Annotated in this window: 19 protein-coding genes and 1 pseudogene; 18 read left to right on the forward strand and 2 right to left on the reverse strand. The window is 67.9% G+C overall.

Annotation, left to right across the window (positions count from 1 at the left end; genetic code table 11):
- Positions 1–24: 24 nt before the first annotated feature.
- The gene (locus QT386_RS10865) at positions 25–1,722 is read right to left on the reverse strand and encodes an FAD-binding protein (RefSeq protein ID WP_289273784.1); all 1,698 of its coding nucleotides are present in this window, start codon (positions 1,720–1,722) and stop codon (positions 25–27) included.
- A 112-nt stretch (positions 1,723–1,834) separates the two neighbouring features.
- Positions 1,835–4,198 (reverse strand): EAL domain-containing protein, encoded by a 2,364-nt coding sequence (locus QT386_RS10870; protein ID WP_289273785.1) that lies wholly within the window; start codon positions 4,196–4,198, stop codon positions 1,835–1,837.
- Positions 4,199–4,371: 173 nt separating this feature from the next.
- On the opposite strand from QT386_RS10870, the gene QT386_RS10875 reads away from it, so the two are divergent.
- From QT386_RS10875 to QT386_RS10955, 18 genes and pseudogenes are all read left to right on the forward strand, one after another.
- Positions 4,372–5,265, forward strand: a complete 894-nt coding sequence (locus tag QT386_RS10875; RefSeq protein WP_289273786.1) for a VOC family protein — start codon at positions 4,372–4,374, stop codon at positions 5,263–5,265.
- Positions 5,266–5,270: 5 nt separating this feature from the next.
- Entirely contained in the window at positions 5,271–6,146 is an 876-nt protein-coding gene (locus QT386_RS10880) for a CoA transferase subunit A (protein WP_367401424.1), read from the forward strand.
- A gap of 11 nt (positions 6,147–6,157) precedes the next feature.
- Positions 6,158–6,964, forward strand: a complete 807-nt coding sequence (locus QT386_RS10885) for a CoA-transferase subunit beta (protein ID WP_289273788.1) — start codon at positions 6,158–6,160, stop codon at positions 6,962–6,964.
- A complete protein-coding gene (locus QT386_RS10890) occupies positions 6,961–7,404 on the forward strand; it encodes a Zn-ribbon domain-containing OB-fold protein (RefSeq protein WP_289273789.1) in 444 nt (147 codons plus the stop codon). The genes QT386_RS10885 and QT386_RS10890 overlap by 4 nt, the downstream gene beginning before the upstream one ends.
- Positions 7,401–8,588 (forward strand): lipid-transfer protein, encoded by a 1,188-nt coding sequence (locus QT386_RS10895; RefSeq protein ID WP_289273790.1) that lies wholly within the window; start codon positions 7,401–7,403, stop codon positions 8,586–8,588. Before QT386_RS10890 ends, QT386_RS10895 begins: the two co-directional genes overlap by 4 nt.
- Positions 8,589–8,592: 4 nt before the next feature.
- Positions 8,593–9,459 carry an enoyl-CoA hydratase gene (locus QT386_RS10900; RefSeq protein WP_289273791.1) on the forward strand — a complete coding sequence of 289 codons (867 nt, stop codon included), beginning with the start codon at positions 8,593–8,595 and terminating at the stop codon, positions 9,457–9,459.
- A 4-nt stretch (positions 9,460–9,463) separates the two neighbouring features.
- On the forward strand, positions 9,464–10,549 hold the full coding sequence (locus QT386_RS10905; protein ID WP_289273792.1) for a nitronate monooxygenase family protein: 1,086 nt from the start codon (positions 9,464–9,466) through the stop codon (positions 10,547–10,549).
- Complete coding sequence (locus QT386_RS10910; RefSeq protein WP_289273793.1) at positions 10,546–11,298, forward strand: enoyl-CoA hydratase family protein; 753 nt, start codon at positions 10,546–10,548, stop codon at positions 11,296–11,298. The genes QT386_RS10905 and QT386_RS10910 overlap by 4 nt, the downstream gene beginning before the upstream one ends.
- A gap of 42 nt (positions 11,299–11,340) precedes the next feature.
- Positions 11,341–12,501 (forward strand): acyl-CoA dehydrogenase family protein, encoded by a 1,161-nt coding sequence (locus tag QT386_RS10915; RefSeq protein WP_289273794.1) that lies wholly within the window; start codon positions 11,341–11,343, stop codon positions 12,499–12,501.
- Between the two features lie 10 nt (positions 12,502–12,511).
- Entirely contained in the window at positions 12,512–13,567 is a 1,056-nt protein-coding gene (locus QT386_RS10920; RefSeq protein ID WP_289273795.1) for an acyl-CoA dehydrogenase family protein, read from the forward strand.
- 117 nt (positions 13,568–13,684) lie between these two features.
- Positions 13,685–14,833 (forward strand): acetyl-CoA C-acetyltransferase, encoded by a 1,149-nt coding sequence (locus tag QT386_RS10925; RefSeq protein WP_289273796.1) that lies wholly within the window; start codon positions 13,685–13,687, stop codon positions 14,831–14,833.
- 101 nt (positions 14,834–14,934) lie between these two features.
- Positions 14,935–15,816 carry an SDR family oxidoreductase gene (locus QT386_RS10930; RefSeq protein WP_289273797.1) on the forward strand — a complete coding sequence of 294 codons (882 nt, stop codon included), beginning with the start codon at positions 14,935–14,937 and terminating at the stop codon, positions 15,814–15,816.
- A gap of 379 nt (positions 15,817–16,195) precedes the next feature.
- Complete coding sequence (locus tag QT386_RS10935; RefSeq protein ID WP_289273798.1) at positions 16,196–17,269, forward strand: alpha/beta fold hydrolase; 1,074 nt, start codon at positions 16,196–16,198, stop codon at positions 17,267–17,269.
- Between the two features lie 134 nt (positions 17,270–17,403).
- Positions 17,404–18,504, forward strand: a pseudogene (locus QT386_RS23415) (acyl-CoA dehydrogenase family protein); the annotation flags it as partial.
- 12 nt (positions 18,505–18,516) lie between these two features.
- The gene (locus QT386_RS23420; RefSeq protein ID WP_367401425.1) at positions 18,517–19,722 is read left to right on the forward strand and encodes an acyl-CoA dehydrogenase family protein; all 1,206 of its coding nucleotides are present in this window, start codon (positions 18,517–18,519) and stop codon (positions 19,720–19,722) included.
- Between the two features lie 134 nt (positions 19,723–19,856).
- A complete protein-coding gene (locus QT386_RS10945) occupies positions 19,857–20,654 on the forward strand; it encodes an SDR family oxidoreductase (protein ID WP_289273800.1) in 798 nt (265 codons plus the stop codon).
- Positions 20,655–20,667: 13 nt separating this feature from the next.
- Entirely contained in the window at positions 20,668–21,123 is a 456-nt protein-coding gene (locus QT386_RS10950) for a MaoC family dehydratase (RefSeq protein ID WP_289273801.1), read from the forward strand.
- Positions 21,124–21,217: 94 nt separating this feature from the next.
- A complete protein-coding gene (locus QT386_RS10955) occupies positions 21,218–22,423 on the forward strand; it encodes an acetyl-CoA C-acyltransferase (protein ID WP_289273802.1) in 1,206 nt (401 codons plus the stop codon).
- Positions 22,424–22,466: the final 43 nt, after the last annotated feature.

Genomic DNA, 22,466 nt, shown 5'->3' on the forward strand with positions numbered 1-22,466 from the left:
TTCTTCTCTCTCCGGTAATTGGTTTCAGGCGGCCTGCGCCGCCGTGTCGTTGGTCTTCTGGATGGCATGCAGCGCGGCGCGGCGGCCGGACCACAGGCAGTCGGCGATCGACAGGCCGCTGACGTAGAAGTTGGAGGCCACGCCCACCGCCGTGCGGCCGGCGGCATAGAGGCCCGGGATCGGCTGGCCCGCCGTGTTCAGCACGCGGTTGCTGCCTTCTTCCACGCGCAGCCCGCCCAGCGTGATCGCCGGGCAGGGGAAGATCTTGTTGCTGGCCGAGATGTCCAGCGCGTAGTAGGGGCCTTGGTCCAGCGCCGCAAGCATGTCCTTGGACTTGCCCAAGGCGTCTGCCCGGGCGCCACTGGCGCTGGCGTTGTTGGCCTGCACCGTGCGTTCCAGCGCGGCGGCCGGCACACCGATCTTGCCGGCCAGTTCGGCCAGGGTGCGGGCCTTGGGCGAGCTCAGCATCAGGATCAGCGCCGGGCCGGACTGGAACATCCACAGCTTGCCGAAGGCGGCTTCCTTCATCGCCTCGCGGCGCAGCTTGGCGTCCAGGATCAGCCAGGCGCGGCCGTCACCCTGCTCGCACATCTCCACGCCCAGGCGGGCGCCGTAGACCTGCTCGTTGCAGAAGCGCTCGCCGTTGGCGCCCACCACGATGCCGCGGGGCAGGGCGGTGGGCGGGTTGATGAAGCGCCAGGCCGAGCCTTTCTCCAGGCGCGCGGCGCTGCCGCCGGCCGTCTGGCCCAGGCGGATGCCGGAGCCGTCGCAGCCGGTGGCGCCCAGGCGCATGCTCTTCATGTACTTCGGCGCGTGCTTCTGCACCATGTCGCGGTTGAAGATGAAGCCGCCGGTGGACAGCAGCACGCCGCCGGTGGCGCGGATGTGCAGCGGCTGCGCGTCCGCCAGCTCGATCGCCAGGGCCTGCGCACGCAGGCGGTCGGCCCAGGCAGGGGCGAAGTCGTGCACCTTCTCGGCCTTGCGCATCAGCTTGAGGTGGCGCTGGCCGGCGGACGACTCGGGGTTGAGGCGCGACACCTCGGCGCCGATCACGGTGCCGCTGCGGTCCTGGATCAGGCGGCGCACGGAGGTCTGCGTCATCACCGGGATCTTCAGATCCTCCACGCGGCGACGCAGCATGGCGAACAGGTGCTTGCCGGTGGCCACGCCGGAGCCGTGCATGCGGTGGCCGCGCGGCGCCGGCAGGGCCTGGGCCGCGAAGGCGGGCACGCCTTCGTTGCCGGAGTAATACAGGTAGATACCGTCCTTCGGATACGAGGTCTTGGGCGGCGGGGCGGTGGAGTCGAACTTTGCTCCCAGGGACTCCAGCCAGGCGTGCAGGCCCAGGCTGTCCTCGCAGAACTGGTGCAGGGTCGGGTTGCTGACCGCGTCGCCCGCTTCCAGCTGCAGGTAGCGGTACATCGCCTCCACAGTGTCCTCGTAGCCGGCCGCCTTCTGCTGGCGCGTGCCGCCGCCCAGGTAGACAATGCCGCCGCTCTTGATGGTGGCGCCGCCACCCTCGAAGCGCTCGACGATGCCGACGTTGGCGCCGGCCTCGCGGGCGTGGATGGCAGCCGAGGCGCCCGCGGCCCCGAAGCCCACGACCAGCAGGTCCACGGTTTCGTTCCAGGCCACGGCCTCGGCGGAATCGACGACCAGCGGCACGTCGACCGGCAGGGTGCCGTCGGTGGCTCCGGAAGTGGAAGAAGGGGACTGGGTCATGGGGGAAACCGGCCTGGAAAAGGTCAGGCCAGCATTATTTCCCGCTGGGCTTGGGAATCTTCGTCCATGTAGACGAGAGTAGCCCAAAGCCCCGTCGCCACGGCGTTCCGGCCTACTCCGGCGGCAGCGTCCGCCCCTTGCGCAGCAAGGCCACGAAGTCCTCCGGCGGCAGCGCCGGGCTGAACAGGTGCCCCTGGATTTCATCGCAATGCAGCAGGCGCAGGAACTTGAGCTGCTCGGTGGAATCCACCCCCTCCGCCACCACCCTCAGGCCCATCGAATGCGCCAGCGAAATCACCGAGGACACGATGCTGATGGTGTGGGCGCTGTCGCTCATGCGCAGCACGAAGGAGCGGTCGATCTTCACCGTGGACAGCGGCAGCTTCGACAGGTACGACAATGAGGAATAGCCGGTGCCGAAGTCGTCCAGGGCCAGGTTCACGCCCATGTCGCGCAGGCGCTGCAGCAGCGGCAGGGTGGCATCGGGGTTGGACAGCATGCTGGACTCGGTCAGTTCAAGCTCGATGCCGCCGGCGCTTTCCGGATAGCGCTGCAACACACGGTCGACGTGATCGATGAAGGCGGAATCCCGCAACTGCACGGCCGAGACGTTGACCGCGATGCGCGGCACGACGATGCCGGCTCGAAGCCAGCTGGAGCGGTCCGCCAACGCCTGCTCCAGGGCCCAACGGCCCACCTCCACGATCATCCCGTTCTCCTCCAGCAGCGGGATGAACTGCCCCGGCGGGACCAGGCCCAGATCGGGACTTGCCCAGCGGATCAGCGCCTCCGCTCCGCAGACAGTCCCATCCGAAAGGTCCACCTTGGGCTGGTAATACAGCACGAACTGGTCGTCCTGCAGCGCATGGCGCAACCGTGTCTCCAGCTCCAGGCGCTGCTTCATCGCCGAACCCATCTGGGCGGTGTAGAACAGATAGCGCTCGCCGGTCTGCTTGGCACGCTTGAGCGCGGCCTCGGCGTTGCGGAAGAGGGTTTCGCCATCGTCCCCGTCCTCGGGGTACAGGGCCAGGCCGACCTTGCCCGACAGGCTGAGGGCGCGCCCGGCCACATCGATCGGGCGACTCAGCCGGGTCCACAACCGATCGCGCAGCATCGGCGACAGGCTGCGGGCATCCTTCAGGTCCGGGATCACGGCGGCGAAGCGGTCCCCGCCGGTACGGGCGAGGTAGGCCGGGCTGCCGGCGAGTCGCGTTAGACGCTCCGCCACGCTCTTGAGCACCTCGTCGCCGGCGGCCATGCCGACGGCGTCATTCACCGCCTTGAATTGCACCAGGTCCACCAAAATCACGGCCAGGCGGCCGGTGGCCTGGCGCGCCGCCAGCAGGTGCTGGCCGAGGCGCTCATGGAACAAGCGGCGATTGGCCAGGCCGGTCAGCGGATCGTAGTAGGACAGGAAGTCCAGCCGCTCTTCGTTGGCAATGAATTCGAGGGCGTGGGAGATGTCACCCGCCAGTTCGGACAGCAGTTGCCGCTCCTCCTGGCTGAAGAAGTCGGGCTCGCCTGCATACAAGGCCAGGCAGCCGGCCAGGCGTGCACGCGCGAAGACCGGCAGTATCGCCACAGAGCGGTAGCCGCGCTCCAGCGCCGCCGCACGCCAGGGAATCATCAGGGGGTCGCGGGCGATATCGTTGCAGACGATCTCGCGGCGTTCGTGCAGGGCGGTTGTGGCGGGACCGCTGCGATGGCCGGCGCGCTGGTATTCGCGAAGCAGGTCGGTATAGCCATGGTCCTCGCCGTGGCAGGCCACCGGCTCCACTGCTTCGCCCTGCTGCACCCCCATCCAGGCCAGGCGGAAGCCGCCCTGGTCCACTGCCGTGCGGCAAACCTCCTTGAACAGCTGCTGCTGACTGCGGCAACGCACGATCTCGGCGGCAATGCGGCTGCGCATGCGGTGGATGCGGGTCAGGCGCCGCAGCGCGTTCTCGCTGTGTTCGCGCTGGGCGATCTCGCGACGCAGCTCCCGGGCCTGGCGCTGGGCCTGGCGGTATAGCCGGATGTTCTCCCGGAATATGGTCAGCCCCGTCGCCAGCATCATCCCGATCTGCTCGTCGGAAGCGCTGAAGGGGTTCCTTCCCGGCGATCGGCCCAGCAGCAGCCAGCCGGCCGGGCGGCCCTCGTTCTGCATGGGCATGGCCAGCAGGGCACCCATCGGGGGCAGTCGCTGCGGCAACTGTGCCGGCTCCAGGGGGACCGAAGGCGAGCTGATGCGCAGGGTCAGGGCCGGGCGGTCGCGGAGCAGATCGCCGGCAGTGGGAAACTGTCCGCGGTCGTCGGGCAGCAGCAGTTCCACGTGATCGGCCTGCAGGATCTCGCGTGCTTCCCCGTACAGGTGGCGCAACTGGGCATCCGGATCGGCCTCCGCCGCCAGCGTGAGCCCCAGACGGACCATGCGGGCGAGGCGGTCGCCCTCTGCGGAGGCGTCCGGCCCTGCCCATGGTTGACTTGCAAGCTCCATGTGCCCCTCCTTGGGCCCCCGAACCAAGAATAACAAATACCACAAATCACTCTTGCGGGGGTCTGCCGCCTCCGCTGGATTCACTCCGTACAGTCTCATCCCAACGGATGAAGATCAAAAACGCCCTCCGGACCAATATGGCGCCACTACCCATATTCCGGCAATCGGCCCCAATGATCAGAATCGAATCACTGGCTTACATCGTTTCGCAAAGCACGGATACCGCCAAGTGGAAGACCTATGGCGAGCAGGTGCTCGGCATGTCCACGTCGGCCACCGCCGACGGCGGATTGTTCCTGAAAATGGACGAACGGTCGTACCGCATCGCGGTCGTGCCGGGGCCTGAGGACCGCTACCTGGCCTCCGGCTGGGAAGTGCGCGACGAAGCGGCCTACCGGGATGCCCTCGCGGCGCTGGCCCAGTCCGGCACGGCAGTGGAAACCGGCGATGCCCAGTTGGTCGCTGCGCGCCAGGTCAAAGCCCTGTCCTCGTTCTCCGATCCCGCCGGCAACCGCCACGAGATCTCCTACGGCTACACCGGCCCCAAGGCGCCCTTCGGCTCGCCGATCGGCGTGCAGGGCTTCAAGACTGGCCACCAGGGCATGGGCCACACCGTGCTGCCGGCCGCGGGCACGTTCGATGCCACCCTGAAGTTCTGGCAGGACGTATTCGGCTTCGGCATCACCGACATCTTCAACTTCCAGCCGGGCCCGGATGCGCCGGTGATCCGCATCTACTTCCTGCACGCCGCCAGCGGCCGCCACCACAGCCTCGCGCTGGCCGAGATGCCCAGTCCCTCCGGCTGCGTGCATGCCATGGTCGAGGTCGACACCATTACCGACGTGGGCAAGGCCTATGACCGCGTGCAGAAGCAGGGTGTCAAGATGATGGCCACCCTGGGCGAGCACGAGAACGACCGCATGACCTCGTTCTACGTGATGACCCCCGGCAACTTCGCGCTCGAGTACGGGTGGGGCGGCATCAGCGTCGAACCCGGAAAATGGGAGACCACGCAGACCCAGCAGGTTTCCATCTGGGGTCACGACTTCTCGGTGGGCTTCCGCTAATGGCACTGAACAAAGAGATGTCCGCCGCCCAGGCCGTTGCGCAGTTGCGCGACGGCATGACCATCGGCATCGGCGGCTGGGGTCCGCGGCGCAAGCCCATGGCGCTGGTGCGCGAGATCCTGCGCTCGCCGCTGAAGGACCTCACCGTGGTGTCCTACGGCGGCCCGGATGTCGGCATGCTCTGCGCCGCCGGCAAGGTGAAGAGGCTGGTGTACGCCTTCGTCACCATGGACGCAATCCCGCTGGAGCCCTGGTTCCGCAAGGCCCGCGAGTCCGCCGCGATCGAGGTGATGGAGCTGGACGAGGGCATGTTCGAATGGGGCCTGCGCGCCGCCGGCATGCGCATGTCCTTCCTGCCCACGCGCTGTGGCCTGGCCACCGACGTGCTGGCGCGCAACCCCTCGCTGAAGACCATCCAGTCGCCCTACGCGGATGGCGAGGTCTACGTCGCGATGCCGGCGCTGAAGCTGGACGCCGCGCTGCTGCACGTCAACCAGGCCGACCGCCTGGGCAACACCCTGATCCGCGGTGCCGACACCTTCTTCGACCATCTCTACGCCCGCGCCGCCGAGGCCTGCTACGTCAGCGCCGAAACGGTGAGCGAGCGCTTCGAGCTGGACGCCGAGACCGCCAAGCAGAATCCCTTCGAGCGCTACCTGGTCAAGGGCGTGGTGCATGCGCCGCTGGGTGCGCACCCCACCTACCTCGGCCCCGACTACGGCTGGGACATGGACCACCTCAAGCGCTACAACGCCTCGGCCACCGAGGAGGGCGGCTGGGAGAAGTACGTGGCGGAGTTCGTCACCCCGGGTGAGAGCGAATACCTGGCGAAGATCGGTGGCACCGAGCGCGCCGCCAAGCTCAAGCAGCCGGTGTTCTGAACATGACGCAAATGACCGAAAACGAAGTGGTGTCCCTGGCCGAGCTGATGATCGTCGCCGCCTCCGAGGCCTGGCGCGACAACGGCGAGCTGCTGGCCTCCGGCATCGGCGTGATCCCGCGCATCGGCGCCTCCCTGGCCAAGCTGACGCATTCGCCCGAGCTGCTGATGACCGACAGCGAGGCCTTCCTGGTGTCCGAGCCGGTGCCCCTGGGCGCCCGCGGCGACTACCAGCCCAAGTACGAAGGCTACATGTCCTTCGAGCGCGTCTTCGAGTGCGTCTGGGGCGGCAAGCGCCACGCCATGATCGGCCCGACACAGATCGACCGCTGGGGCCAGACCAACCTGTCCTCCGTCGGCCCCTACGAGAAGCCCAAGTCGGCCATCCTCGGCGTGCGCGGCCTGCCGGGCAACAGCATCAACCACATCAACTCGATGATCGTGCCCAACCACGGTCCGCGCGTATTCGTGGCGGGCGAGGTCGATATGGTCTCCGGCGTCGGCTACAAGCCGGAGCGCTGGGCGCCGGGCATGAAGCAGGACTTCGTCGACATCCGCCTGGTCGTCACCGACCTCTGCGTGCTGGACTTCGGTGGCCCGGACCATGCGGTCCGCGTGAAGTCGCTGCACCCGGGCGTCACGTTCGAGCAGGTGCAGGCCGCCACCGGCTTTCCGCTGCTGCAGGCGCCGGGCATGGGCGAAACGCCGCTGCCCACCGCCGAACAGCTCGCCGTGATCCGCCGCATGGACCCGCACAACCTGCGTTCGCAGCAGCTCAAGGGCAACCCGCCCGCCGTCCGTACGGCCGCCGCCGCATGAGCGCAGTGCTGAACGAGCAGGCAGCCCCCGTGCCGGTCCTGGAAGGCTGGTTCACGCTCGACCAGCAGCGCCCCCACCTGTTGGGAACGCGCTGCACGGCCTGCGGCACCTACTACTTCCCGAAGCTGAAGGGCTACTGCCGCAACCCGGATTGCAACGGCGAGAGCTTCGAGGAGGTGCCGCTATCGCGCAGCGGCAAGCTGTGGTCCTTCACCAATGCCTCCTACCAGCCTCCAGAACCCTACGTGCAGGTCGACAAGGATGCCTTCGTGCCTTTCGCGATCGCCGCGGTGGAGCTGGAGAAGGAAAAAATGATCGTGCTCGGCCAGGTCGTTGCCGGCACGGGCGTCGAGTCGCTGCGCGCCGGCCTGACGATGGAACTGGTGCTGGAGCCGCTGGCGGACGGCAAGCTGACCTGGAAGTGGAAGCCTGTCGCATGAGCACGAACCGCGATATCGCCATCCTCGGCGTCGGCATGCATCCCTGGGGCAAGTGGGGCAAGAATTTCGTCGAATACGGCGTAAAGGCCGCGCGTGACGCGCTGGCCGACTCTGGCGTGAACTGGCGCGACATCCAGTTCGTCTCCGGCGCGGCGACCATCCGCAACGGCTATCCGGGCCAGGTGGCCGGTGCCACCTTCGCGCAGGCCCTCGGCTGGCAGGGCGCGCAGGTCAATACCTCCTACGCCGCCTGCGCCTCGGGCTCCCAGGCCCTGGCCGCGGCACGCTCCAAGATCCTCTCGGGCGAGTGCGAGGTGGCGCTGGTGATCGGCTCCGACACCACGCCCAAGGGCTTCCTCAAGCCGCAGCCGGGCGACCGTCCGGACGATCCGGATTGGGTGCGCTTCCGCCTCGGTATCACCAACCCGACCTACTTCGCGCTCTATGCGCGTCGCCGCATCGAGATGTACGGCGACACGCTGGAGGACTTCGCGCAGGTCAAGATCAAGAACGCGCAGCACGGCCTGTCCAACGTCAACGCCCGCTACCGCAAGGTCTTCAATGCCGCGGACGTGGCGGCTTCGCCGATGGTGGCCGACCCGCTGCGCCTGATGGACATCTGCGCCACCTCCGACGGCGCCGCTGCGATCATCGTCTCCAGCGTCGAGTACGCCCGGAAAATCGGCAAGGCCAAGGCCCCGCGCATCGCCGCCATCTCCACCGTGACGCCGACCTTCGCCTCGGCCCTGGTCGAGATGCCGGACATCGCCACGGATTCCGCCGTCGCCGTGCCGGCGCAGAGCTTCCGCGCCGCGCTGCCCCGCAAGGCCTACGAGGAAGCCGGCATCGGCCCCGCGGACGTCAGCGTGGCCGAGGTCTACGACCTCTCCACCGCGCTGGAACTGGACTGGATCGAGGACCTGCAGCTCTGCGCCCGCGGCGACGCCGCCAGACTGCTGCGCGAAGGCGCCACCCGCGTGGGTGGCCGCCTGCCGGTGAATCCCTCCGGTGGCCTGGCCTGCTTCGGTGAAGCGGTGCCGGCCCAGGCGCTGGCCCAGGTCTGTGAGCTGACCTGGCAGCTGCGCGGCCAGGCCGGCGAGCGCCAGGTGGCGAACGCAAAGGTCGGCATCACGGCGAACCAGGGCCTGTTCGGCCATGGCTCCTCGGTGATCGTGAAGGCCTGAGCCCATGACACAGCCTGCCAACGTCGAGCGCGATGAAGTCGTGCTCTATGAGGTCCGCGACGGCATCGCCTGGCTGACGATGAACCGCCCGCGCTACCACAACGCGCAGAACTCCAAGATGACCTATGCCCTCGACTCCGCCTTCCGGCGTGCGGTCGACGACGACGCGGTCAAGGTGATCGTGCTGGCCGGCACCGGCAAGAACTTCTCGGCGGGCCATGACATCGGCACGCCGGAGCGCGACGCGCACGAGAGCTTCGAGCGCCAGCACCTCTGGTACGACCACGTCGGCAAGCCCGGCGGCGAGTTCCAGTATGCCCGCGAGCAGGAGGTCTACCTCGGCATGTGCCGCCGCTGGCGCGACGTGCCCAAGCCGACCATCGCCATGGTGCAGGGCGCCTGCATCGCCGGCGGCCTGATGCTGGCCTGGATCTGCGACCTGATCGTGGCCAGCGAGGACGCCTACTTCCAGGACCCTGTGCTGAAGATGGGCATTCCGGGCGTGGAGTACTTTGCCCACGCCTTCGAGCTGCATCCGCGCATCGCCAAGGAATTCCTGTTCCTGGGCGAGAAGATGAAGGCCGATCGTGCCCAGCTGATGGGCATGGTCAACCGCGTGGTGCCGCGCGAGGAGCTGCAGGCCGCCGTCGAGGGCATCGCGCAGAAGCTTGCTGCGCAGCCGCGCTTGGCGATGGCCCTGGCCAAGCAGGCGATCAACCACGTCGAGGAACTGCGCGGCAAGCGCAGCGCGATGGACGCCGCCTTCGGCTGGCACCACCTGGCCCATGTCCACAACCAGCTGCTGACCGGCAACAACCTCGCCGGTCTGGACGCCAAGGCCATGGCTGCGGCCAACAAGAAGAACGACTAGTCAGATGAGCCAATCCCTGCAAACCGAACTCACGCGCCTGCTGGGCTGCCGCTATCCCATCGTGCAGACCGCGATGGGCTGGGTGGCGGACGCCAGGCTCGTGGCGGCCACCAGCAATGCCGGCGGCTTCGGCTTCCTGGCCGCCGCCACCATGTCCACCGTGCAGCTGGAGCAGGCCATCGCCGACGTGCGCGCCGCCACCACGGTGCAGTTCGGCGTGAACTTCCACATGTTCCAGCCCAATGCGCTGGAAGTGATCGAACTCTGCCTGAAGCACAAGGACCGCGTGCGCGCGGTGTCCTATGGCCGCGGCCCCGACGCCAAGACCATCAAGCGTTTCAAGGAGGCCGGCATCCTGTGCATGCCCACTGTCGGCGCGCTGAAGCATGCGCAGAAGGCGGTGGAACTGGGCGCCGACATCATCACCGTGCAGGGCGCGGAGGGTGGCGGCCACACCGGCTCGGTGCCCACCACGCTGCTGCTGCCGCAGGTGCTGGACGCCGTGAAGGTGCCGGTGGTCGCGGCCGGCGGCTTCCATAGCGGCCGTGGCCTGGCCGGTGCACTGGCCTTCGGTGCCGCCGGCATCGCCATGGGCACGCGCTTCCTGATGACGGCGGAATCGCCGGTGCCGCAGGCCACGCTGCAGAAGTACGTCGCGGTGAAGGAACCGGCGCAGATCCGTGCTTCCACCGCCGTCGACGGCATGCCGCAGCGCATGATCGACAACCCCTTCCTGCTGAAGCTGGAAAGCGGCGGCCTGCTGCATCGCCTGTTCGTGGCCCTGAGCAGTGCCTGGAAATGGCGCGTGCATACCGGCATGTCGGTGGGCCACATGGCCAAGACCTTCTTCGCCGCGCTGCGCGAGGGTGACTCCGCGATCCAGACCATGATGGCCGCCAATGCCCCGGTGCTGATCCAGCGCGCGATGGTGGAAGGTCGCCCGGACGAAGGCGTGCTGCCCTCCGGCCAGGTCGCCGCCGTGATCGGCTCGCTGCCCAGCGTCAAGGACGTCATCGAAGGCATCGCCACGGAGGCCGAGGCCCGCCTCGCCAGCCTCTCCACCCGCAATCCCCTGGACAAGACCGCATGAGCCACGGCTTTAGCACCACCATCAACGACGGCATCGCCGAACTGGTGATCGACCGCCCGCCGGTCAACGCCCTCAATGACGCCGGCTGGCATGCGCTGGCCGACGAGATCGAGAAGCTGGGCACCCACCCGGACGCGCGCGTGATCGTGCTGCGCTCCGAGGGACGCGGCTTCTGCGCCGGCGTGGACATCAAGGAGCTGGACAAGCACCCGGAGAAGATCGTCTCGGTCAATGCCGGCAACTACCGCAGCTTCAAGGCCGTGCACCGCAACCCGTTGCCGGTGATCGTGGCCGTGCACGGCTTCGTGCTCGGCGGCGGCATCGGCCTGGCCGGCGCGGCGGACATCGTCGTGGCCAGCCAGGACGCTACCTTCGGCGTGCCCGAGGTGGATCGCGGTGCGATGGGTGGCGGTGCCCACCTGCAGCGCCTGTTCCCGGTGCAGAAGGTGCGCATGATGTACTTCACCGGCGAGCCGATCACCGCCGCCGAGGCCCACCGCCTGGGCGCCATCGAAACCGTGGTGCCGCGCGCCGAGTTGCGCGAGGCCGCGCTGTCCATCGCGCGCAAGATCGCCGCCAAGAGCACGGCGATGATCCGCCTGGCCAAGGAGTCCCTCAACGGCATCGAGGACGGCAACCTGGAAGACAAGTACCGCTGGGAGCAGGGCTTCACACTCCAGGCGTACAGCGAGAAAGATTCGGCAGAAACAAGGCGCGCCTTCGTCGAGAAGCGTGAAGCCAAGTTCTAGCCGAAGAGCTGAACTAAATAAAATAAACATAGGGCTGAAACCATGCGACTCGAATACACCGAGCGACAGAACAAATTCCGGGCGGAGATCCGGGAGTGGCTGGCCGCCAACGTGCCGAAGCAGCCGCTGCAGAGCTTCGACACCGAGGAAGGCTTCCGCCAGCACCGCGAGTGGGAGCACAAGCTCAACGGTGGCCGCTGGAGCGCCGTGACCTGGCCGGAACACCTGGGCGGCCGCGGCGTCGACCTGATCGAATGGCTGATCTTCGAAGAGGAATACTGGCGTGCCGGCGCTCCGCTGCGCGTCAACCAGAACGGCATCTTCCTGCTGGCCCCCACGCTGATGGAATACGGCACCGAGGAGCAGAAGAAGCGCTTCCTTCCGCGCATGGCGGCGGGCGACGACATCTGGGCCCAGGGCTGGTCCGAGCCGGGCGCCGGCTCCGACATGGCGGCGATCCGCTGCAAGGCGATCCGTGACGGCGATCATTACGTCATCAACGGCCAGAAGACCTGGTCCACCCGTGCGGTCTGGGCGGACTGGCTGTTCGGCCTGTTCCGCAGCGACCCGGACTCCGTGCGCCACCACGGCCTGACCTTCGTGCTGCTGCCGCTGGACCTGCCGGGCATCACCATCCGCCCGATCAAGCAGCTCAACGGCCTGCCGGGCTTCGCCGAGATCTTCTTCGACAACGTTCGCGTGCCGGTGGAGAACCGCATGGGCGAGGAAGGCCAGGGCTGGAACGTGGCCATGGCCACGGCCGGCTTCGAGCGAGGCCTGATGCTGCGTTCGCCGGGCCGCTTCCAGCAGACCGCCAAGGCGCTGGTGGACCTGTACAAGGCCGAAGAGAAGAACGTGGACGACTGCTCGCTGCGCGACGCGGTGGTCAAGAGCTGGATGGACGCCGAAGCCTACACCCTGGCGACCTATGCCACCGCCGGGCGCCTGCGCAAGGGCGAGCACATCGGCCCCGAGGCCAGCACCAACAAGATCTTCTGGTCGGAGCTGGACCTGTCCATGCACGAGACCGCCATGCGCCTGCTCGGGCCGCGTGCGGAGCTGATGGAGGGCTCGCCGGACGGCGGCAACATCGGTCACTGGCTGGAGGGCTTCCTGTTCGCGCAGGCCGGCCCGATCTACGCGGGATCCAACGAGATCCAGCGCAACATCATCGCCGAGCGCATGCTCGGCCTGCCGCGCTAAGGAGAACGCCATGGACTTTGCGTTCAAAGACGAACACATCGCTTTCTCCGACTCCATCCGCAAGTTCCTGATGGTGGAAGCCGCGCCCGAGTGGCTGCGCGAGATCTGGGAGACCGAGACCGGCCGCTCGCGCGAGCTGCGCGGCAAGCTGGCCGAGCAGGGTCTCACGGCACTGTCGGTGCCGGAGGAATTCGGTGGCATCGGCGCCGGCGACCTGGAGTGGGTGCTGATCCACCAGGAGCTGGGCTACTACGCCATCCCGGATTCGCTGATCGACACCGCGTACCTGGCTACCTACCTGCTCAACCGCCTGCCGGCGGCTGACGCCACGCTGAAGAAGACCTGGCTGCCGAAGATCGCCGACGGCAGCGCGCGCATCGCCGTGGGCCACCCGGTCAACCCGATGGTGGCGGACGCGCAGAACGCCGACCTGATCCTGATGTGGCATGACGACGAGGTGCATGCGTTGACCAAGGACCAGGTCAAGCTGTCGTTCAATCCCAGCATCGACATGTCGCGCCGCCTCTACAAGGTCAACTGGACGCCCAGCGACGCCACGCGCATCTGCCCGGCGCGCCTGGGCAAGCAGCTCTGGGACGGCGTGCTGGACCGCGCCGCCCTGGCCGGTGCCGCGCAGTTGGTCGGCCTGACCCAGCGCATGCTGGACCTGGGCATCGACTACAGCGCTACGCGCAAGCAATTCGGCAAGCCGATCGGCTCCTTCCAGGCAGTGAAGCACCACCTGGCCGACGTCGCCGTGAAGGCCGAGTTCGCCAAGCCCGTGCTGTATCGCGCTGCCTACGCCACCGAGCGTGAGCAGGCCCGCCGCGGCGTGTACGTGTCGCACGCCAAGCTCGCCGCCGGCGAAGCCGCCTGGCTGGGTGCGCGCAAGAGCATGCAGGTGCATGGGGCCATGGGCTACACCTGGGAAACCGACCTGCAAATGTTCATGAAGCGCGCCTGGGCGCTGGACGCGGCCTGGGGCGATCGCGCCTTCCACAAGAAGCGCATCGCCGACTTCATTCTTGCCGACGGGGCCCGCCTGGGTCCGGGCGAAACGTTCTGAAAAGACAAGAATCGGGAATGGGGAACCGGGAATCGTAGACACGGCTGTTGTTACGATTCCCGATTCCCCATGCCCGATTCCCAAGCCAGTCACCCGAACTCTCGAAGGAATACAGCAATGTCAGAAGCTTACATCGTCGACGTCCTGCGCACGCCCACCGGCAAGCGCAAGGGCGGCCTGTCCGCCATCCACGGTGCCGATCTTGGCGCACACGTGCTCAAGACCCTGGTCGAGCGCAACAAGATTCCGGCCGAGGACTATGACGACGTCATCTTCGGCTGCCTGGATGCCATCGGCCCGCTGGCCGGCAACATCGCCCGCACCTCCTGGCTGGCCGCCGGCCTGCCGCTGCACGTGCCGGGCGTGACCATCGACCGCCAGTGCGGCTCCTCGCAGCAGGCTGTCCACTTCGCCGCGCAGGCGGTGATGAGCGGCACGCAGGACGTGGTCGTCGCCGGTGGCGTGCAGACCATGACGCAGATCCCCATCTCGTCGGCGATGATCGCGGCGCAGCCCCTGGGCTTCAAGGATCCGTTCTCCGGATCCAAGGGCTGGACCACGCGCTTCGGCACCGACCCGGTCTCGCAGTTCCACGGCGCGCAGCTGATCGCCAACAAGTGGGACATCTCCCGCCTGGACATGGAGAAGTTCGCGCTGGAGTCGCACCGCCGTGCGCGCCAGGCCCAGAAGGAAGGCCGCTTCGACCGCGAGATCATCGAATCCTGGGGCATCAAGCAGGACGAGACCGTGCGTGACACCACGCTGGAGCAGATGGCCACGCTGCAGCCGCTGGCCGAGGGCGGCACCATCACCGCCGGCGTGTCGAGCCAGACCGGCGACGGCGCCTCCGCGCTGCTGGTGGTCTCCGAGCGCGCACTGAAGAAGTACAACCTCACGCCGCGCGCCCGCATCCACCACATGAGCGTCTACGCCGACGACCCGATCTACATGCTCACCGCGCCGATTCCCGCCACCCGAGTGGCGATGAAGAAGGCCGGCATGTCGCTGGACCAGATCGACCTGGTCGAGATCAACGAGGCCTTCGCCCCGGTGGTGCTGTCCTGGCTCAAGGACACCGGCTACCCGCACGCCAAGACCAACGTCAACGGCGGCGCCATCGCCCTGTCGCACCCGCTGGGCGCCACCGGCGTCAAGCTGATGTCGACCCTGCTGTGCGAGCTGGAACGCACCAAGGGCCGCTACGGCCTGCAGACCATGTGCGAAGGCGGCGGCGTGGCCAACGTCACGATCATCGAGCGCCTGTAAAGACGGGAATCGGGAGTCGGGAATCGTTTCCGGCCCCCGATTCCCAGGCCGCATCGCTTTAACGATTCCCGATTCTCCATTCCCGATTCACGGATACCAACATGGGCATCTGCAACAACCGCACGATCATCGTCACCGGCTCCGGAGCCGGCCTGGGCCGCGGCTACGCGCTGGCACTGGCCGCCGAGGGCGCCAACGTCGTGGTCAACGACATCAAGCGCGAGGCCGCCGAGGCCGTGGTCGCGGAAATCCAGGCCGCCGGCGGCCAGGCCGTGGCCAGCGTCGACGACATCACCTCGATGGCCGGCGCCGAGAACATCGTCAAGACCGCCGTCGACACCTTCGGCGACGTCCATGGCGTGGTCAACAACGCCGGCATCGTGCGCGACCGCATGTTCGCCTCGCTGTCCGAGGACGACTGGGACCTCGTGGTGAAGGTTCATCTCAAGGGCCACTTCTGCATCGCCAGCAAGCTGGTGCAGCGCTGGCGCGATCAGGTGAAGGCCACCGGCACCAAGGCCGACGGCCGCATCATCAACACCAGCTCCGGCGCCGGCCTCAACGGCTCCATCGGCCAGAGCAACTACGCCGCCGCCAAGGGCGGCATCGCCTCGCTGACGCTAGTGCAGGCGGCGGAACTGGGCCGCTACGGCATCACCGCCAACGCCCTGGCCCCGGCCGCGCGCACCGGCATGACCGAAGGCCCCTTCGGCGCCATGATGAAGAAGCCGGAAGACGGCAGCTTCGATCACTACGCCCCCGAGAACGTCGCCCCGCTGGTGGTCTGGCTGTGCAGCCCGCTGTCGGCCCACGTCAGCGGCAAGGTCTTCGAGGTGGAGGGCGGCAAGGTCTCCATCGCCAACGGCTGGAAGACCGGCATCGTCCGCGACAAGAAGGCGCGCTGGAACCCGGCTGAACTGACCGACGTGATCGACGGCCTCATAGCCGAATCGCCGGCGGCGCAGAAGGTCTACGGCAGCTGAAATTCACCGGTCCGGCCCGCGGCTGGACCGATTGCGGACACGATGCCCTGGGCAAACCAGCCCGGGGCATTTTCGTTGGGGGGCGATGGGAGACGCGTCCTGACCGGCGGGAGCCAATGTCCAGTCGGGCGCGTGACACCTCCCGTCGGGGACGGGCGATCGGCTGCGGCGGGGACGGCGATGATCGGAAGACAGCTTTCTCGCCTGATTCAAGAGCTTGCTGTTGCACCGCACCATTATGGGTGGAAACCTGGGTTACTGTGACATTGATTGATGTCAGGCGAGTCAATGACGCCCGCGTCACCCTCTCTTTAAGGTCCGTGTAGCCCGCGGGGACCCAGGCCTGCGCCGGCTGTTTTGCCATATAACTGGAGGCCCGATGATCCGTTTTCCTTCCGCCGCTGTGCTGGCCAGCCTGCGCTCGGCGATGTCTCCGACCCGGCCGGTAATGGGTATTTCCAAATTGGGTCCCAAGGGCCTCACCGAGCAGCAGGCCGCGCTGGAGCTGGTCCGCGCTGCCTACCTGGACAAAGCCGAACGCCCCGATGAAGCCGCCCTGCGCCAATGGCAGCCCTCCGGGCTGGCCTGGCCGCTGCTGCGCGAGGTCCAGCGCCTGGCCACCGGCATGCGCAAGCGCAGCGCCGTGGTCGACAGCCACCGCCTGGTCTGGATGGAAGGCGGCAAGACCGACGGCGAGCCGGTGCTGCTGCTGCACGGCTTCACCTCCAGCAAGGAAAACTGGCTGCTGATGCTGCCGTTCCTGATGCAGCGCTACCGCCTCTACGTGCTGGACCTGCCGGCCTGGGGCGAGAGCCAGTTCATCCATGGCCTGTCCTACACCCTGGACCGCCAGGCCGAGCGCGTCGCGGAGTGGGCGCGCCGTACCATCGGCGCCCCGGCACACGTGGTGGGCAGCTCCATGGGCGGCGCCATCGCCGGCCTGATGGCGGCGCGCCACGCTTCCCTGGTGGCCTCGCTGACGCTGATGAACGCCGCCGGCATGCATGGTGAGCGCTCCAGCCCCTTCGAGCAGGGCCTGGCGGAGGGCCGCAACGGCCTGCTCGCCGGCCGCCTGTCGGAGGTGATCGCGCTGCTGGAGAGCACCATGGAGCGCAACCGCAGCAGCCTGGCCCTGGCCCTGGCGCCGATGATGTACGGCCAGTTCACCAGCCGCCGCACGCTCAACCTGCACCTGTTCGCGCACATGATCGAGACCCCGCAGGTGGAACTGGCGGGCATCCAGGTGCCGACGCTGGTGCTCTGGGGCGAGCAGGACCGCATCCTCGACGCCTCGGCCGCCGCCGCCTTCAAGGCCGCCATCCCGCATGCCGTGGTCAAGATTCTCAGCGGCGTGGGCCACCTGCCGATGGTGGAGGTGCCCGGCGTCACGGCGCGCCGCCTGCGGCACTTCTGGTCCGCGCAGGCCGCGCAGCGTCTCGCGGAAGCAGCCTGAGGCCCCTGAAGTACACAAACCCCGCCTCTGGCGGGGTTTTGTCGTTTCTGGTGCCGTTAACCCCATTGGATGAAGAGTCACAGCCCTCGCGCCCGTGATAATCGACCTATAGCCCCTAGCCGGATGCCCCACTCGTGAACCTGGCGCTGACCGAAGACCAGATCCTGATCCGCGACGCCGCCGAGAACTTCCTCGCCGACGTCAGCACCTCCTCCGCCGTGCGCGCCGCCATGGAAAGCGCCGCCGGCTACGACGAGGACGTTTGGCAGCGCATCGGCGCCGAGCTGGGCTGGTGCGCGCTGGCGATCCCCGAGGACTGCGGTGGGCTGGGCCTGGGTCCGGTGGAGCTGACGCTGGTGCTGGAGCAGATGGGCCGACGCCTGCTCTGTGCGCCGTTCTTCTCCACGGTCTGCCTGGCGGCGAACCTGCTGCAGGAAACCGCCAGCGAGGCGGCGCGCCAGCGCTTCCTCGGCGCCATCGCCGAAGGCAGCCTGAGCGCCACCGCGCCGCTGCCCAGCAGCCTCGACTGGCGCGATGCCGCCGCCGAGCTGGAAGCGGTGCAGGACGGCGAGGGCTGGAAGCTCAGCGGCCACGTCGCGCGCGTGCCCGACGGCGCCAATGTCGGCTGGCTGTTCCTGCCGGCCAAGCTCCCCGGCGGCGGCCACGGCCTCTTCGCGCTGCGCAATGACGACGAGGGCCTGGCGATCCAGCAGCTCAACGGCTGGGACCAGACGCGCCGCTTCGCGCGGCTGGACCTCAACGGCGTCTCCGCCGACCGCATCGACGAGCCCTCGCGCTTCGCGGACGGCATCGCCCGTGCCGCCGCGCTGGCACGTCTCTACATCGCTGCCGAGCAGCTCGGCAGCGCGCAGACCTGCCTCGACCTCACCGTGGCCTACACCGCCACGCGCAAGCAGTTCGGCCGTGTCATCGCCTCGTTCCAGGCGGTGAAGCACCGCTGCGCGCTGATGATGGTGCGCGTGGAGGAGCTGCGTTCCGCCGTCGCGGGTGCGGCGGCCGTCGCCGCCTCCGGCGCCGACACGCGCAAGCTGGACATGGAAACCGGCATGGCGCGCTCGCTCGCCGCCGACAGCCTGTTCTGGTGCGCGCAGGAAGCGATCCAGCTGCATGGCGGCGTCGGCTTCACCTGGGAGTACGACCCGCAGCTCTACTTCAAGCGCGCGCAGGCCAGCAGCCATTGGCTGGGCACGGCCGATGCCCTGCGTGCCCGCATCGCCGAAGGCGTGATCGAGGCCGCGGCCCAGGAAGACGCGCCGGCCACCGCGAACAACCCGGACGAGGCCTTCCGCGCCGAGGTCGCCGGCTGGATGCGTGAGCACCTCAGCGGCCGATTCGCGTCCCTGAAGCACCGTGGTGGCCCCGGCGACGAGGAGGCCTTTCCCGAGCTGCGCAAGGACTGGGAGCGCGAGCTCGCTGCCGGCGGCTGGACCTGCGTGGGCTGGCCGAAGGAGGCCGGTGGCCGCGGCCTGAGCATCCAGCAGCAGGTGATCTTCCACGAGGAATACGCACGTGCCGGCGGTCCCGGCCGCATGGGGCACATCGGCGAGGGCCTGATGGGCCCCGCGCTGATCCGCTACGGCAGCGACCGGCAGAAGGCACGTTTCCTGCCACGCATCGTCGACGGCACCGAGTTCTGGGCGCAGGGCTATTCCGAGCCCAATGCCGGCTCCGATCTCGCCAACGTGCAGACGCGCTGCTGGCAGGAGGCCGATGGCTCCTGGCGCGTACAGGGCCAGAAGATTTGGACCTCGCTGGCGCACGAGTCGGAGTGGATCTTCGTGCTGGCGCGCTGCGAGCCCGGCAGCAAGGGCAACAAGGGCCTGGCCTTCCTGCTGATGCCGCTCAAGCAGCCGGGCATCGAGATCCGCCCGATCAAGCAGCTCGGTGGCGGCTCGGAGTTCAACGAGGTGTTCTTCGACGGCGCCGTGGCGCAGGCCGAGCACATCGTCGGTGCCCCCGGCGAGGGCTGGAAGGTGGCCATGGGCCTGCTGGAGGCCGAACGCGGCGTGTCCACGCTGGGCCAGCAGATGCACTTCGCGCACGAGCTGGAGCTGGTGGTCCAGGCCGCGCAGGCGGCCGGCCGCACCGGCGACGCTCAGGTGCGCCAGCGCCTGGCCCAGGCCTGGTGCGGCCTGCGCGTGATGCGCTACAACGCCCTGCGCATGCTCTCCGGCGAGCAGACCCAGCTGGGCCGCGAGGCCCTGATCTACAAGTACTACTGGTCCAACTGGCACCGCGACCTGGGCAAGCTTGCCGTAGACGTGCTGGGCCCCGAGGCCGACACCGTGTCGGACGACCCGGTGATCCGCCCGCTGCAGCAGCTGTTCTTCTTCTCGCGCGCCGACACCATCTACGCCGGCACCAACGAGATCCAGCTCAACCTGATCGCCGAGCGCGGCCTGCAGATGCCGCGCGAGCCGCGCCCGGCCTGATTTTCCAACGTAAACCGGGCCTTTGGCCCGGTTTACGTTGCACCAGAATGGTGAATCCTCGTCTTTACGCACGAGGCTAGGCCTTGTCCGGGGCGGGCAGACTCCGGGTACTGGAAATTCCTACAGGACCGTTCATGACCGCGACCCCCTCCGCCCCGCCGCCCTACGTGCCGGCCCATGGCCTGCTCAAGGGCAAGTCGGTGCTGATCACCGCCGCCGCCGGTGGTGGCATCGGCTATGCCGCCGCCAAGCGCTGCCTGGAGGAGGGCGCACGCGCCCTGATGCTGTCCGACATCCACCCGCGCCGCACCGACGAGGCCGCCCAGGCCCTGGCCAAGGAGTTCCCGCAGGCCCAGGTCTTCGGCCAGGTCGGCAACGTCGCGGTGGAGGCCGACGTGCAGGCCCTGGTGGACGCGGCCGAGGACAAGCTCGGCGGTGTCGACGTGCTGATCAACAACGCCGGACTCGGCGGCAGCAAGCGCGTGGTCGACATGACCGACGAGGAATGGAACAAGGTGCTGGACGTGACCCTCACCGGCACCTTCCGCATGACCCGCGCCGTGCTGAAGAAGATGCAGCCGCGCGGCCGCGGCGCCATCGTCAACAACGCCTCGGTGCTGGGCTGGCGCGCGCAGAAGGAACAGGCCCACTACGCTGCCGCCAAGGCCGGCGTGATGGCGCTGACGCGCTGCTCCGCGCTGGAAGCGGCCGACTACGGCATCCGCATCAACGCCGTGTCGCCGTCCATCGTGTTCCACGACCACCTGCGCAAGAGCGCCCCCGAGGCCCTGCTCAACGAGCTCGCCAGCCGTGAGGCCTTCGGCCGCGGTGCCGAGGCCTTCGAGATCGCCAACGTGATGGTCTTCCTGGCCTCGGAATACGCCTCCTATCTCGTGGGCGAGGTCATCTCCGCCTCCTCGCAGCGGTCCTGATAAAAACGACTCCATGGCTACCCTTTTCGAAACCGCAGAGTCCATCCTCGAGTCCATCGGCAATCCGCTGGATGTGAGCAATTGGGTAGAGGTCACCCAGGAGCGCATCAACCTCTTCGCCGATGCCACCGACGATCACCAGTGGATCCACGTGGACGCCGCCAAGGCGAAGGACGGCCCATTCGGCAGCTGCATCGCCCATGGCTACCTGACGCTGTCGCTGGCCTCGCGTTTCCTGCCGGAGATCGTCGATGTGCGCATGAAGATGGGCGTCAACTACGGCTGCGACAAGGTGCGCTTCCCGGCGCCGGTGAAGGTCGGCTCGCGCATTCGCGGCCGGGGTGACCTGATCGCCGCCGAGCGCACCAAGGACGGTGGCGTGCAGGCCACCATCCGCGTGACGGTGGAGATCGAGGGCGAGGCCAAGCCGGCCTGCATCGCCGACACCATCTCCCGCTACTACTTTTGAGTGAAGCTGGGCGCCCGGGCAGGGCGTACCGTTGTTCACTGACCCCTTAGGCGTGGCCGGGCAAAACCCGGCCGCAACCCCGGAGAAACTGGTAATGAACGAAGCAGTCATCGTCTCGGTCGCACGCACCGGCATCGGCAAGGCCTTCCGGGGCGCCTTCAACGACACCGAAGCCCCGGTGCTGGGCGGTGCCGTGGTCAAGGCCGTGGTGGAACGCGCCAAGGTCGATCCGGCGCAGGTCGATGACGTGCTGATCGGCTGCGCCGCCCAGCAGGGTACCCAGGCCTACAACCTCGGCCGCCTGGTCGCCTATACCGGCGGCCTGCCCGACACGGTTTCCGGAATGACGCTGGACCGCCAGTGCTCCTCCGGCCTGCAGACCATCGCCATCGCCGCCAAGAACATCATGGTGGGCGAGCAGGACATCGTCGTCGCTGGTGGCCTGGAATCGATCTCGCTGGTGCAGAACAAGCACAAGAACTCCTACCGCTTCGTCTCCGAGGCGGTGCTGGCGGCGCAGCCCACCGCCTACATCCAGATGATCGAGACCGCCGAGATCGTCGCCGAGCGCTACGGCATCAGCCGCCAGGCCCAGGACGAATACTCCGCGGAAAGCCAGAAGCGCACCGCCGCCGCTCAGGCCGCCGGCCTGTTCAACGACGAGATCGTGCCGCTGACGGTGCAGAAGCAGCTGTTCGACAAGGAAGGCAATCCCACCACCAAGGAAACGGTGACGCTGGCCAAAGACGAGGGCAACCGCCCGGACACCAGCTTCGAGAGCCTGTCGGCCCTCAAGCCGGTTTGGAAGGACGGCAAGTTCGTGCAGCTCGGCAAGCACATCACCGCTGGCAACGCCTCGCAGCTGTCCGACGGCGCCGCCGCCGCCCTGCTGATGAGCCGCAAGGCTGCGCAGGAGCGTGGCCTGCAGCCTTTGGGCATCTACCGCGGCTTTGCCGTGGCCGGCTGCAAGCCGGACGAGATGGGCATCGGTCCTGTTTTCGCCATTCCCAAGCTGCTGGCCAAGCACGGCCTCAAGGTTTCCGACATCGGCCTGTGGGAGCTCAACGAGGCTTTCGCCTGTCAGGTCATCTACTGCCGCGACAAGCTCGGCATCCCGCATGACCGTCTCAACGTCAACGGTGGCGCCATCGCCATCGGCCATCCCTTCGGCATGAGCGGCGCCCGCATGGTCGGCCATGCCCTGATCGAAGGCCGCCGCCGCGGCGTGAAGTACGTGGTCACCACGATGTGCATCGGCGGCGGCATGGGTGCCGCCGCACTGTTCGAAATCGCCGCCTGAGACCTGGCAACAGGTTTCCAAAGAAGAGCGGCTAGCGCGAAAG

Origin of the sequence: Solimonas sp. SE-A11 (assembly GCF_030345715.1) — a bacterium.
In the GTDB taxonomy this organism is placed as follows: domain Bacteria; phylum Pseudomonadota; class Gammaproteobacteria; order Nevskiales; family Nevskiaceae; genus Solimonas_A.